The organism is Lysinibacillus sp. NPDC097214 (assembly GCF_050277945.1).
GTDB lineage: Bacteria > Bacillota > Bacilli > Bacillales_A > Planococcaceae > Lysinibacillus > Lysinibacillus xylanilyticus_B.
The window spans coordinates 110,325-123,495 of record NZ_JBNNSS010000008.1 but is presented as its reverse complement, the minus strand read 5'-3'; the positions used below and the strand labels follow the sequence as shown (position 1 = coordinate 123,495).

Annotated in this window: 15 protein-coding genes; 3 read left to right on the top strand and 12 right to left on the bottom strand. The window is 38.8% G+C overall.

The window, feature by feature from the left end; translation table 11 throughout:
- Nucleotides 1-7: 7 nt before the first annotated feature.
- The 5 genes from ACQKMI_RS18095 to adh form a co-directional block, all read right to left on the bottom strand.
- Nucleotides 8-487: an acyl-CoA thioesterase gene (locus ACQKMI_RS18095; RefSeq protein ID WP_323648524.1), complete on the bottom strand. Its 480-nt coding sequence runs from the start codon at nucleotides 485-487 to the stop codon at nucleotides 8-10.
- A gap of 67 nt (nucleotides 488-554) precedes the next feature.
- Complete coding sequence (locus ACQKMI_RS18090; protein WP_427491193.1) at nucleotides 555-1,982, bottom strand: aldehyde dehydrogenase family protein; 1,428 nt, start codon at nucleotides 1,980-1,982, stop codon at nucleotides 555-557.
- A 42-nt stretch (nucleotides 1,983-2,024) separates the two neighbouring features.
- Complete coding sequence (locus ACQKMI_RS18085) at nucleotides 2,025-2,987, bottom strand: DUF4003 family protein (protein WP_427491191.1); 963 nt, start codon at nucleotides 2,985-2,987, stop codon at nucleotides 2,025-2,027.
- A gap of 175 nt (nucleotides 2,988-3,162) precedes the next feature.
- Nucleotides 3,163-3,522 carry a DUF779 domain-containing protein gene (locus ACQKMI_RS18080; RefSeq protein WP_323648630.1) on the bottom strand — a complete coding sequence of 120 codons (360 nt, stop codon included), beginning with the start codon at nucleotides 3,520-3,522 and terminating at the stop codon, nucleotides 3,163-3,165.
- Between the two features lie 21 nt (nucleotides 3,523-3,543).
- A complete protein-coding gene (adh, locus tag ACQKMI_RS18075) occupies nucleotides 3,544-5,064 on the bottom strand; it encodes an aldehyde dehydrogenase (protein ID WP_323648520.1) in 1,521 nt (506 codons plus the stop codon).
- 357 nt (nucleotides 5,065-5,421) lie between these two features.
- On the opposite strand from adh, the gene rluF reads away from it, so the two are divergent.
- Both rluF and ACQKMI_RS18065 read left to right on the top strand, forming a co-directional pair.
- Nucleotides 5,422-6,123, top strand: coding sequence for a 23S rRNA pseudouridine(2604) synthase RluF (gene rluF / locus ACQKMI_RS18070; RefSeq protein ID WP_323648519.1), 702 nt, complete (start codon nucleotides 5,422-5,424; stop codon nucleotides 6,121-6,123).
- A 20-nt stretch (nucleotides 6,124-6,143) separates the two neighbouring features.
- Nucleotides 6,144-6,863 (top strand): DUF6904 family protein, encoded by a 720-nt coding sequence (locus ACQKMI_RS18065; RefSeq protein WP_427491188.1) that lies wholly within the window; start codon nucleotides 6,144-6,146, stop codon nucleotides 6,861-6,863.
- 48 nt (nucleotides 6,864-6,911) lie between these two features.
- Here ACQKMI_RS18065 and ACQKMI_RS18060 read toward each other — a convergent pair whose 3' ends face one another.
- From ACQKMI_RS18060 to ACQKMI_RS18030, 7 genes are all read right to left on the bottom strand, one after another.
- On the bottom strand, nucleotides 6,912-7,406 hold the full coding sequence (locus tag ACQKMI_RS18060; protein WP_427491186.1) for a cupin domain-containing protein: 495 nt from the start codon (nucleotides 7,404-7,406) through the stop codon (nucleotides 6,912-6,914).
- Nucleotides 7,407-7,460: 54 nt separating this feature from the next.
- Nucleotides 7,461-7,619, bottom strand: a complete 159-nt coding sequence (locus tag ACQKMI_RS18055; RefSeq protein ID WP_427491185.1) for a hypothetical protein — start codon at nucleotides 7,617-7,619, stop codon at nucleotides 7,461-7,463.
- Nucleotides 7,620-7,654: 35 nt separating this feature from the next.
- Nucleotides 7,655-8,362, bottom strand: coding sequence for an ABC transporter ATP-binding protein (locus tag ACQKMI_RS18050; protein ID WP_427491183.1), 708 nt, complete (start codon nucleotides 8,360-8,362; stop codon nucleotides 7,655-7,657).
- On the bottom strand, nucleotides 8,362-9,141 hold the full coding sequence (locus ACQKMI_RS18045; RefSeq protein ID WP_427491181.1) for an ABC transporter ATP-binding protein: 780 nt from the start codon (nucleotides 9,139-9,141) through the stop codon (nucleotides 8,362-8,364). The genes ACQKMI_RS18050 and ACQKMI_RS18045 overlap by 1 nt, the downstream gene beginning before the upstream one ends.
- Nucleotides 9,141-10,076, bottom strand: a complete 936-nt coding sequence (locus ACQKMI_RS18040; RefSeq protein ID WP_427415332.1) for a branched-chain amino acid ABC transporter permease — start codon at nucleotides 10,074-10,076, stop codon at nucleotides 9,141-9,143. Before ACQKMI_RS18040 ends, ACQKMI_RS18045 begins: the two co-directional genes overlap by 1 nt.
- 13 nt (nucleotides 10,077-10,089) lie before the next feature.
- Entirely contained in the window at nucleotides 10,090-10,965 is an 876-nt protein-coding gene (locus ACQKMI_RS18035; protein WP_427415304.1) for a branched-chain amino acid ABC transporter permease, read from the bottom strand.
- A 275-nt stretch (nucleotides 10,966-11,240) separates the two neighbouring features.
- The gene (locus tag ACQKMI_RS18030) at nucleotides 11,241-12,464 is read right to left on the bottom strand and encodes an ABC transporter substrate-binding protein (protein ID WP_427491179.1); all 1,224 of its coding nucleotides are present in this window, start codon (nucleotides 12,462-12,464) and stop codon (nucleotides 11,241-11,243) included.
- 486 nt (nucleotides 12,465-12,950) lie between these two features.
- On the opposite strand from ACQKMI_RS18030, the gene ACQKMI_RS18025 reads away from it, so the two are divergent.
- Nucleotides 12,951-13,154 carry a hypothetical protein gene (locus ACQKMI_RS18025; RefSeq protein ID WP_427491177.1) on the top strand — a complete coding sequence of 68 codons (204 nt, stop codon included), beginning with the start codon at nucleotides 12,951-12,953 and terminating at the stop codon, nucleotides 13,152-13,154.
- Nucleotides 13,155-13,171: the final 17 nt, after the last annotated feature.

Sequence of the window (13,171 nt, the reverse complement as noted above, 5' to 3'; positions counted from 1 at the left end):
TTTATTTTTAATGCGGTAACGCACGTTTTTGTTTACGATGTTCGCGTCTTGCTGGGCCCGTTTCAAACAGACGTTTTTCTGCATCTGTTTCAGGATAAATTGCTGGAACTGGCTTAGGTTTACCTTCATCATCTACTGCAACCATCGTTACAAAGGATTCCGTCGTTAATTTCTCCTCACCAGTTTCAATGTTTCGTGAAATAACTCGAACATAAACTTCCATTGAAGAACGTCCAGTTGACGAAACAATACTTTCAATTTCTAAAACAGCCCCTACATGTGCTGGCGATAAAAAATCAACCGAATCAATAGATGCTGTGACTACAAGCCCTTTTGCATGCTTCATTGCTGTAATAGCAGCAATTTCATCAATATAAGCTAACACTCTTCCACCAAAAATGGAGTTGTGATTATTTGTATCTGGCGGTAGTACGAGACGCGTTTGAACAGTACGTGACTGGCCCATCGGTATTGCGTTGTTTGACATAATTCTTGCAACTTCCCTTCATGAATGTTCTTTCGTCATCGTATCGCAGAACAAGGGTTGATGCAAATTAGAACGATTTTTTCATTGTAATAAATTTCATATCTGTCATTTCCTCGATTGCCCACTTAATGCCCTCACGTCCGTAGCCACTCATTTTTATGCCACCGTATGGCATATTATCAACCCTGAATGTCGGAATATCATTAATCATAACAGCACCGGCCTGTAATTCATCCGCTGCGTGTAATGCATCTTGTAATACATTCGTATATATTCCAGCATTTAAGCCAAGTTCCGACTCATTCACTAGTCGAATAGCGTCATCTAATGTTTCATATGAAACAATTGAGACGATTGGCGCGAATGTTTCCTGACAAACAATTTTCATATCCGCCGTCACATTCGTCATTACAGTCGGCGTTAAAGTACGTTCCGTAAATGTTCCTCCCGTAGCAACTACCGCCCCTTGTGACTTGGCTTCCTCAATCCATTGACGAATACGTTCAACTTCTTTTGGGTTAATCATTGCACTAACATCGGTAGTTGTATCTAGTGGATCACCTACCACTAATTTCTCTGTCTCAGCTACAAACGCCTTTGTAAATTCATCCACAATAGATGTGTGTACATAAATTCGTTGTAAGGAGATACAAACTTGTCCAGCAAAATTAAAGGCACCACTGACACAACGCGAAATAATTTTATCAATTGGTGTCGATGGCTCGACAATTACTGCCGCATTGGAACCAAGTTCTAAAGTGACTTTACGCAAACCTACTTTTTCTTTAATACCCAATCCAACCTTACCGCTTCCCGTGAATGTCACCTTTTTCACAAGCGGGTGAGTCACAAGTGTATCACTTAGCTCCCCACCGCTACCTGTAATAATTTGAAGCGCACCATTAGGTAGACCTGCTTGCTGGAAAATCTCCGCCATCACGATAGAACTTAATGGCGTTTGCGTCGCTGGCTTTAATACAACCGTATTTCCAACTGCAAAGGCAGGACCTAATTTATGTGCCACTAAATTAAAAGGAAAATTAAAGGGTGTAATCGCTGAAATTACACCTAGAGGTTCTCGCTTTGTCCAGCCAATACGATCTCCTGCCCCAGGTGCAGCATCCATCGGTACCGTTTCACCCTTTGCTTGCTTAGCTCCCTCTGCAGCAAATTGATAGGTTGCTATTGTGCGTTCTATTTCAGTTAAACCTGCTGATAATGGTTTACCTGCCTCTAAGGCCAAAACTTCAGCTAATTCCTCTTTACGTTGGCGCATTATGTCGACCACTTTATACAATATTTCGGCACGTTCGTAGGCTGTTGTCTTTTTAAACGTTTGGAATGTCTCCTGCGCACCTTCTATTGCTTGTTCAACGTCAGAATTTGACGCCTTAGCTACCTTTGCAATAACCTCACCACTATAAGGTGATTTCAATTCATATGTTTCTTTTGCGTTCTGCCATTCGCCATTCATCCAAAGTTTTGTTTCCTTCATCCTTCAAATGCACCTCCAAATATCAAGTTCTTCTTTATTTTATCACGAAGAACTCGATGCTACAGCAGCTGCACTAACTGCCGCGAACATTGCTGCCTGCTGTGCTTGAATTAACAATTCAATGGATGACATGATTGACATTGATAAGGATTGTTGTACATTCGCCATATTATAAATAGCAATTTGTGTGGCCATAAATAACACGAATTCACGATGCCATTTTAAAAGTTTCATATCCTTTAACTCATGATATACATCAACAATCTGTTGAAGCTGTACTTGATTCACTTCAAGGATTGCTAAAAAGCCCAGTAATGGATAGTGCATCGTCTTGACCTTTACATCTTGATTTTTTAGTGTGTCACGGATCGTTACAACATTAGGCACTAGCTTATTATCATATTGAGGTGATAAGAAAGTCAGTACTTGCGATAGCCATTGAAGCTCATTACCTGCATTAAAATTATACGTACGTAATTCTTTATAATAACGATTCATTGTTTCTGCACGTAGCTCAACGTCGTCAGATGGGCTACTTAACAATACTGCATAGGGAATATCATCGTATGACGTCAAAAATCGATGGTGCTTGCGGATTGCATCAAATAATGCGCGTGCTACCTGTGCATGTGCACGCTTCTCACTTTCCTCTTCCGTTAAAAACTGTGCACCAATAAAACTAAAATTTCCGCTTCTGAATTTTACCTCTTTCATTATACTAACGTTTGTCAGTAAATTTTTTATTGCCTGTTCTGTATCCTCTTGCTCCATCAAATTTGCAGCAATACTATAACCTACCGTTGTTCTTAACGGAGATGACCATGACGTTTGCTTTTTCATTTCTAGTAATACTTTTTTATATTTAACGGAATCAAAAGGTTTTCCGGATGCCACATATTTGCTTGCGATTGCCAACACAATTTTACGATCAACCGTCCGACCAACAGCCTTCGAGACATCCTCCACCGTATTTGTAAACTGATTTTCAATCATAACAAAGTCCATGTTTAACACGCTCCTTTTTCCATATTTACGTAACATATTGTCGAAAAGATTCATTCTGTTTTTTAACAATGAACATAAAAAAACAGCGGCAATAGTTTTGCCGCTGTCCTAAAGTATACTTAATTAAGCCTTTTTACGTAAATTTGCTTATCACAACATTGCTTGTTCGGTGCACTTAAATTAACCCTAATTCTTTTAATTCTTCTGCGGAAAAGGCTCTTGATCTTGTTAAAAACCGCTTACCTTCAACGCCTTCTAGTGAAAACATACCACCTCTACCATCGACAACGTCCAAGATTATTTGTGTATGCTTCCAATAGTCATATTGATTTTTATGCATGTAGAAGGGAGTACCACCAATCTCTCCAAGGCAAACATCCTGATCACCTAATAGTAAGTCTCCCTCTGGATAACACATCGGCGAGGAGCCATCACAGCATCCACCTGATTGATGAAACATAATGGGTCCATGCTTTTCTTTCAATAATTCGATTAGTGCTAGCGCTTCTTCTGTTGCTAAAACACGCACGACCACGCTCATGCACCTCCCTACTAATTAGAAGAAACCAAGTTTGTTTTCGCTGTAGCTAACTAATAAGTTTTTCGTTTGCTGATAATGCGCTAACATCATCTTATGGTTCTCACGGCCAACACCTGACATTTTATAACCACCGAACGCTGCATGTGCAGGATAAGCATGGTAGCAGTTTGTCCAAACACGTCCTGCTTGAATACCACGACCGAAGCGATAAGCTGTATTCATATCACGTGTCCATACACCTGCACCTAAACCGTACAATGTGTCATTTGCAATTTCTAATGCTTCCTCTTTTGTCTTAAATGTTGTTACAGCAACAACTGGCCCAAAAATTTCTTCTTGGAAAATGCGCATTTTATTATGTCCTTTGAAGACAGTTGGCTTAATGTAGTAACCATTTTCAAAACCTGATCCTACATTATTTTTCTCTCCTCCAATTAGACATTCTGCACCTTCTTGCTTACCAATATCTAAGTAAGAAAGGATTTTTTCCATTTGCTCACTCGAAGCCTGCGCCCCCATCATCGTATTCGGATCAAGTGGATTCCCAACTTTAATCGCTTCAACACGCTGTAGGACGCGTTCCATAAATTTATCGTAAATAGATTCTTGGATTATTGCACGAGAAGGACATGTACATACTTCACCTTGGTTTAGAGCGAATAATACAAAGCCCTCAACTGCTTTATCTAAAAAGGCATCATCTTCGTCCATAATATCCTCAAAGAAGATGTTTGGCGACTTGCCTCCCAATTCTAATGTAACCGGAATAAGGTTTTGTGAAGCATACTGCATAATTAAGCGACCAGTCGTTGTTTCACCAGTAAAAGCAATTTTACCGATGCGCGGATTCGATGCTAGTGGCTTCCCTGCCTCTAAACCAAAGCCATTGACAACATTCAGTACACCTGATGGCAATAAATCTTCTATTAATTCAATGAGCACCATAATCGAAGCTGGCGTTTGTTCTGCAGGTTTCAATACTACACAGTTTCCAGCTGCAAGTGCAGGTGCTAGCTTCCAAACGGCCATTAATAACGGGAAATTCCAAGGGATAATTTGACCTACTACCCCAATCGGCTCATGGAAATGATAAGCGACTGTATCATTATCGATTTGGCTTACCGCGCCTTCTTGTGCACGTAAAGCCCCCGCAAAATAACGGAAATGATCAATGGCAAGAGGGATATCTGCATTTAATGTCTCACGTACCGCTTTTCCGTTGTCCCATGTTTCGGCAACGGCTAGCTTTTCTAAGTTTTGTTCTATGCGGTCCGCAATTTTAAGTAAAATGTTTGCACGTTCTGTTGGAGATGTTTTGCCCCATTCTTCTTTTGCGGCATGTGCTGCATCAATTGCAAGTTCAATATCCTCAGCAGTAGAACGAGCTAATTGTGTAAAAACTTGTCCAGTAACAGGTGTAACATTATCAAAGTATTGTCCTTTCACTGGAGGTGTCCATTCCCCACCAATGTAATTTTCATATTTCTCTTTGAATTGAACTACCGATCCTTCAGTGTTTGGAAATGCATAAACCATTTTACTTCTCCCCTTTACACAAAATAATGAGAAAATAATCTACAAAAATCGTCATTTTCATCGAAATAACGATATTTTCATAGAAACCCTCTTACTCAATATATTGTCAGAAACGAAAAATAATTTCAACTTTTTTAAATTTTTTTAGATTATTACTAAAATCTATTCTTGAATCAATTATGCCTCGGCATAATTGTTGCTGTCGCTTCGCTTTCGCACAGATAAACAATGCGTCCGGAATCGGCTTTGCGCTAGACCTGCAAAGTGGCTTATATTTGCTAGAAAAGCTTCTAGGATTCACGGTGTGACCAACTATAATGTATACTTAAAAATAATATAAATGTATAGGAGAACAGTATGCGTATTAATAAATATTTAAGTGAAACAGGCATTGTATCTCGTCGAGGCGCAGATAAATGGATAGCAGAAGGTAAAGTAACGATTAATGGTGAACTCGCTACAGTCGGCAGTCAGGTTGAGGCTGGTGATATGGTTTGTGTTGATGGAAAAGAGGTAAAGAAAGAAGAACAGCTCGTTTATATCGCCTTAAACAAACCAGTAGGAATTACAAGCACAACTGAACGTCATATAAAAGGGAATGTCGTTGATTTTGTCAATCACCCCCTTCGTATTTTTCATATTGGAAGACTAGATAAAGAATCAGAAGGGCTATTATTACTGACTAACGATGGGGACATCGTCAATAAAATTTTACGTGCTGAAAACCATCATGAAAAAGAATATATTGTGCAAGTTGATCAACCTATTACGGAGCAATTTATAAAGAAAATGGGTGCTGGTGTAGATATTTTAGATACTACAACCCTACCTTGTTATGTTGAAAAAATATCTGATAAAGTCTTTAAAATCGTTTTAGAGCAAGGCCTAAACCGTCAAATACGTCGTATGTGTTCAGCCCTTGGCTACTCCGTTAAACGTCTACAACGCATTCGTATTATGAATATAAAGCTTGGCAATTTAAAAGTTGGGCAGTGGCGCGATTTAACAGATAAAGAACGAACAGAACTATTCAGACTACTTAAATACACACCAAAATAAAGCATTAAGGGGATGGGACTATGCTGTCAATTCAGAGTACTGAGCAGTTAACCGGAGCACGTATTAGCGGTGATTTTTGGGATTTAGATGAGCTGATCAGTGCCATTTACAAAATAACTGGTGATGAAAACAAGTATTATGATTATCAAGGCGCGCGCTTGCGCATTCTTAGTGTTTGTTATAATCTCCGTCAAGCAGCCAAAGGGGAGCATCAGCTTGAGTTTGTAAGCAACGGGCTCAATAAAAGTGTTCTGACACAGCATGAACTAATTTTCCCTAACAAAAATGTTTATTTCGCAGCAGAAGTTCTTTGGCCAGAGCTAATTTTTACTGCTATCGCATTAAACGATTTCATTCGCTTACATCAAGAGCTAATTGACTCTTCTGATTGGAATATTGACGTTGCCACAATTCGTAAATTCCAGGCAGCTGTTGCCGATTGTTTAGAGCAGGAGCTTCATGAAGATGAATACTTAGTATTTTTAAGAATGCTACACACTAAAAGTCCATTAACATTCCGTTATGCAACACAGTATGTAGATGTTCTAAATCTTGAGTATATTCATTTAAATTTAGAGGCACGTAAAGCTCACTTAGCGGCATTTGCTTTGCGCTTAATGTTAGAAGACGATGAGTATGTAGCGTTAAAATCGCAACTCATGGAAGTTGCGGTTACGACGAAAAAAGCGTTGCATGAAATTGAAATTAAAGCTAATTATCCTGAAACTATTTTGTGGTAGATAGAAAGAGCCGTCTCAATTAATTTTGAGACGGCTTCTTCTTTTTTTCTATATTGTAGTGTAAGCCATTTTTCGAATAACTTCCTCGTGCTGTGGATAGTCAGCTAATAGCTCATCTTGTGTAAATAATTCGAAGTCTTCAAAGTCAAAGCCTGGTGCAACCATACAGCCTACCAAACTAAATGTATCTGCATCCTCTACAGATGAGCCAAATATAGTATTTTTCGGTACTGCGATTTGTGGTACTTCTCCTGCCTCAACATTTAACCCAAGCTTCTTCGCCTCATATGTACCATCTGGGAAAATCATATGGACCGTTAGCGGGCTGCCAGCATGATAATACCAAAGCTCGTCCGATTTCAAACGATGCAAATGCGATATATCCTGTGAACGTAGTAAGAAATAAATACTCGTATAAATTGGTCTCTGTACATCTCTTACAGCCATAGCATCCGATGCCCGAAACGAGGATATATAGTACCCTCCTTCAGGATGCTCTGCTAAATTTAATTTTTCAATAAAATATTGTGCTGAATACTTCATAAAACATCACTCCTTTCGTCCACATTACCAAATAATAAAAGGCGAAAGCTACTGCTATTTTGTGACTTTGATAATTGTATCCGTCGTTTTGATTGTTCTATCCGTCGCTCTTGCCTTTCTTTCCGTCACTTTGATTATTCCATCCTTCGCTCTAGCTCTTCTATCCTTCACTTTAACATTTCTATCCGTCTGCTCATTCCTCTGACTATACAAAAAAGACGCCCCATAAATTGAGACGCCTTCTTCCTCTATAAGCCACCTAAATAAGCAGCCTTTACTTGTTCACTCTCTTGAAGCTCTTTTGCTGTACCTGATAATACAATACGTCCCGTTTCAAGTACGTACGCACGATTTGCTACTGATAATGCCATATTCGCATTTTGCTCAACAAGCAATACAGTTGTACCCTCTTTATTAACTTGCTCAATAATATTAAAAATATTTTTTACCATGAGTGGTGCAAGTCCCATTGAAGGTTCATCCATTAATAATAATTTCGGTTTTGCCATCAATGCTCGCCCCATCGCTAGCATCTGCTGCTCACCACCAGATAATGTACCTGATTGCTGTTTTCGACGCTCAAAAAGACGTGGGAATAGTTCAAACACATGATTCAGATCTTTTTTGATGCCAGCTTTATCACTACGAAGATATGCCCCTAGCTCTAAGTTTTCTTCAACAGACATATTGGCAAAAACACGGCGCCCCTCTGGAACATGTGAAATGCCCGATTTTACAATTGTCTGTGCAGCCTTCCCTGCGATAGAGAAGCCTTCATATTCAATGATGCCGCCTTTTGGTTTCAATAAACCTGACAATGTTTTTAATAATGTACTTTTACCAGCACCGTTTGCACCGATTAACGTTACAATTTCACCCTCATTTACTTCTAAAGAGAGGCCCTTTAATGCTTGAATGTTACCGTAAAATACATCTATATTTTGTACTTTTAGCATTAGCTGATAACCTCCTCACCAAGGTAAGCTTCTATTACCTTTGGATTGTTGCGAATTTCTTCTGGTGTTCCATCTGCGATTAGTTGACCGTGATCGAGCACATATATACGTTCACAAATCCCCATAACTAAGCTCATATCGTGTTCAATTAGAAGAATTGTTAAGCCAAATTCTTTACGAATAAACGCTATTAATTCCATTAAATCATGCGTTTCCTGCGGGTTCATCCCCGCTGCTGGCTCATCCAATAAAAGTAGCTTAGGTTTTGCAGCTAGGGCACGAGCAATTTCTAACCGGCGCTGCATCCCATAAGGTAAATTTTTTGCAAGCTCATCCTTATAAACATCTAAGCCAAAGATTTTTAGAAATTCTATAGATTGATGCTCCATTTCTGCCTCACCTTTAAAATGATTCGGCAAGCGGAAAATGGAAGACCACATGGAATGCTTTGCAAGCGAATGGTTCGCTACCTTAACATTATCTAAAACAGATAGCTCTTTAAACAAACGAATATTTTGGAACGTACGGCTAATACCTTTTTGTGTTACTTGATATGGTGCAAGCCCGTTCAACTTTATACCGTCAAATGTGATCGTGCCCTCAGTTGGCGTATAAACACCGGTAAGCATGTTAAAGCTCGTTGTTTTACCAGCACCATTAGGTCCTATAAGACCTACTAGTTCTCCTTGATTTAGGTACATATCAACGCCCTGTACCGCCTTTAAACCACCGAATTGAATGCCCATATTTTCAACATTGATAAGAAGGTTTCCAGTCATTATTTTGTACCTCCTTTTTTACCAAACTTAAATAAATCCGTAACTTCTTTTGTTCCCATCAACCCTGTTGGGCGGTACAGCATTACGACTATTAATACTAAACTGTAAATAATCATACGTGTTTCTGGGAAGTTTGCTAGATATGCTGAGATTACTGTTAAGAAAATCGCAGCTATGACAGATCCTGAAAGACTTCCTAAGCCACCGAGAACTACATAGATTAAAATATCGAATGATTTTAAGAAACCGAAAGTCGTCGGTTGAATAATGTAAAAGTTATGTGCAAAGATGGCCCCTGCAAGGCCGGCGAAGAAGGAACCTATCGCAAAAGCTATAACTTTATAGTAGGTTGTATTAATACCCATTGCATCTGCCGCAATTTCGTCCTCACGAATCGATATACATGCGCGTCCATGACGAGAATTCGTAAAGTTTGAGATGACTAGAATTGTTAGAACAACACCTATGAATGCATAAGTCCAGTTTGATAAATAAAGAACCTGCATCCCTGCCGCGCCACCAACATAGTCCGTATTTAAAAAGATAATACGAATAATTTCCGCAAAACCTAGCGTTGCAATTGCTAAATAGTCACCCTTTAAACGTAATGTCGGAATACCTACGATTAAACCAGCTACCGCTGCTGCCAGTGCCCCTAAGAAAATAGCCAATGGGAACGGAAGCATTAGCTTAGTTGTAATAATTGCTGAAACATATGCTCCAACTGCTAAGAAGCCAGCATGCCCAATCGAGAACTGACCAGTAATCCCAATGACAATATGCAAGCTGACCGCAAGCATAATGTTAATACACATTGTGATTAACATATTTTGATAGTAAATATCGAGAATGTTTGTAGAAATAAGACTTTGAACAACTGCATAGATGACTAGCGCTAATACGGCATAGCCCCAGAAAAATTTAGACTTTTTCATCATTACCGCTCACCTACACTTTCTCACGGGCATTTTTACCAAAGATACCCGATGGTCTGAAGATTAAAATTAAAATTAAAATAACGAATGCCGCTGCATCGCGCCATAAAGAGAATCCAAGTGCACTTACTAATGACTCCACTACTCCTAGTAACATACCGCCAACCATAGCACCAGGAATAATACCAATACCACCAAGTACTGCAGCGATAAACGCTTTTACCCCTGGAATAACACCCATTAATGGATCAATTTTCGTATAGTAAACACCAAAGATAACACCTGCTGCACCAGCTAGAGCAGAACCAATTGCGAATGTCGCTGAAATTGTATTATCTACATTAATACCCATTAAACGTGCCGCATCAGCATCATGAGAAACCGCACGCATCGCTTTCCCGATTTTTGTTTTATGTACGATGAATTGTAAAAGAATCATCAGTACAATTGTTACGGATAAAATTAATATTGATGTACTACTGATTTGAACACCGAAAACATCAAATGATTTATTGGTAATGACTTCAGGGTATGCCGCCGGTTGTGCACCTCTGAAGTAGATCGTTGTATATTCAATTAGTAGCGATACACCTATTGCCGTAATTAAAGCTGCAATACGTGTAGCATTTCGTAAACGCTTATAAGCAATACGTTCAATTAAAACACCAAAGATTGCACAGACTGCCATCGCCAATAATAGTGCTGGGAAGAAGCCAAGCTCCCATTTAGCAATTGCGTAAAAGCCAATAAATGACCCAATCATGAAGACATCGCCGTGGGCAAAGTTAATCAGCTTAATAATTCCGTATACCATCGTATACCCTAGCGCTATTAATGCGTAGATACTACCTAGTGAAATACCGTTCACAAGCTGCTGTATCCATTCCATGAGCGTTCACTCCTTTTTATTTTCTGAAAAATGCAAAAATAGAATTTACTACTATATGTTATTATTGAAAATAGAGTAAATTGTGTCCTCTTTTAAAAATTTTTTCATGGTCTATCTAAAATTTCGCCTTAGCGAAATTGCGTCCGGATTTTGAATCCTGTAAAGGAACCATATCCACATTCATCTCACCACCTTCAATGGTAGGAGCCTTCACTGAATGAAGATAAAACATAAAAAGGAAGGCGTGTTTACCCGCCTCCCCTTGCAAAAAAACATTAAGGATTAACTTTAGAGTTGAACACTTGTTTACCGTCTTTAAATTCAAGAACTGTTGCTGTTTTAATTGGGTTATGATTTTTGTCAACTGAGAAAGTACCTGTTACTAAAGAAAGATCTTTTGTGTCAGCTAAAGCATTTTTAATAGCTTCCCCATCCGTAGAGCCTGCACGCTTAATAGCATCAGCAATGTAGTAAATTGTGTCATAGCCAAGTGCATTGAATGCATCTGGTGCTTTATCACTGTTCGCTGCTTTAAACGCCTTTACGAAGTCTTGAATTTTTTGATCTGGGTCTTCTGCGGAATAATGGTTTGTGATGTACGTGTTATTCAGCGCTTTCGCACCAGCTAGTTCTACTAAAGTTGGTGAATCCCAACCGTCAGCCCCCATCAATGGAACATCGATCCCCATATCACGTGCTTGTTTAACAATTAGACCGACCTCTTCATAATATCCTGGGATAAAAATAAAGTCTGGTTTAGCTGCTTTAATATTCGTTAATTGTGTACGGAAGTCCGCATCCTTAGCGACATACGCTTCTTCTTCTACAACTTTCCCACCATTTTTAGTGATTGTTTCTTTAAATGATTTCGCTAAACCTTTTGCATAATCAGATGCGTTGTCCGCAAAAATAGCTACATTTTTAGCTTTCAATTCACCTGAAGCGAAATTCGCTGCTACAATCCCTTGGAATGGGTCGATGAAACAAGTACGGAATGCGTACTCGTTAACGCTATCATCATCATTAACTGTAATGTTAGGAGCTGTACCTGAACCCGTAACAATTGGGATTTTATTACTGTTAGCAATTTGAACAGTAGCAACTGTATTACCAGAAGTTGCTGGAGCTAGCATTGCTACTACTTTATCTTGTGTTGCTAGTTTAAGAGCTGCTGCAGTAGACTCTGAGTTTTCAGACTTGTTATCTACTTTAATGAGTTCAATTTTTTTGCCATCGATTCCGCCATTATCATTAATTTCTTTAACTGCTAGTTCTGCACCGACACCAATCGAAGAACCATAGGAAGCTACGTTCCCTGAAAGCTCTAAGTTTGCACCGATTTTAATAGTATCACCGTCAGAAGAACCACCACCACCTGATGAAGATCCTCCTCCTGAACTTGAACTATCTCCGTTACCACAGCCAGCAAGAACGCCTGCAAGTAGTGAAGATGCAACTAGAAGTGAGCCAAACTTTTTAAGCTTTTTATTCTCTCTCATAATTTTATTCCCCCTAGAATTTTCTCAAATATTAGATATTTCAGATAATTATAAACAATTGATGGCATTTCCTCAATAACAAAAATAACCAAAATTATAATTTATAACTATCTATCTTTGAGTGAATCGAACTATTTTTCATTTAGGACTTTTACATTGTAAAACATTCCTTATATTTAGTCTAGAGTGATTTTTCAGTATAATTAGTAATTTTCGAATTATCTATCAATTGTCAGTAAATATTCATACAAACCTATCATTTCCGATTATTTTTTTTCGATAAAATCTCGTTAAAAGAGGTTCATAATCAAGGTTATCAATCGCTAAAATGGTTGTATTCATATGAAATCGCTACTAATTATTTATTACCTGGGGAATAAATTGACATTCTATAAATAGAGGGAGTAATCATTGGTCGTTTACTTTTAGTCGCTAAATCTTAATCAATTATACCTTGGCATAATTACCGCTTTCGTGCAGATAACAATGCGTCCGGAATCGGCTTTGTGCTTATGCCGACACGATGTTGGTCATTTCGGTAATGCCGTAGGACGTGGCGTTTTTACCGATGCGGGTCACTCAGGCGTTTTCACAGGATGTAGCCTGAGTTCCTCTATTTCAGTGAGTGTTTGGACTGGCGCTACGCTTTCGGTACAAAAGACATTTGCTGAAGAAGTTAAAAAAGCTTAGAGCTGACTATCGTACAG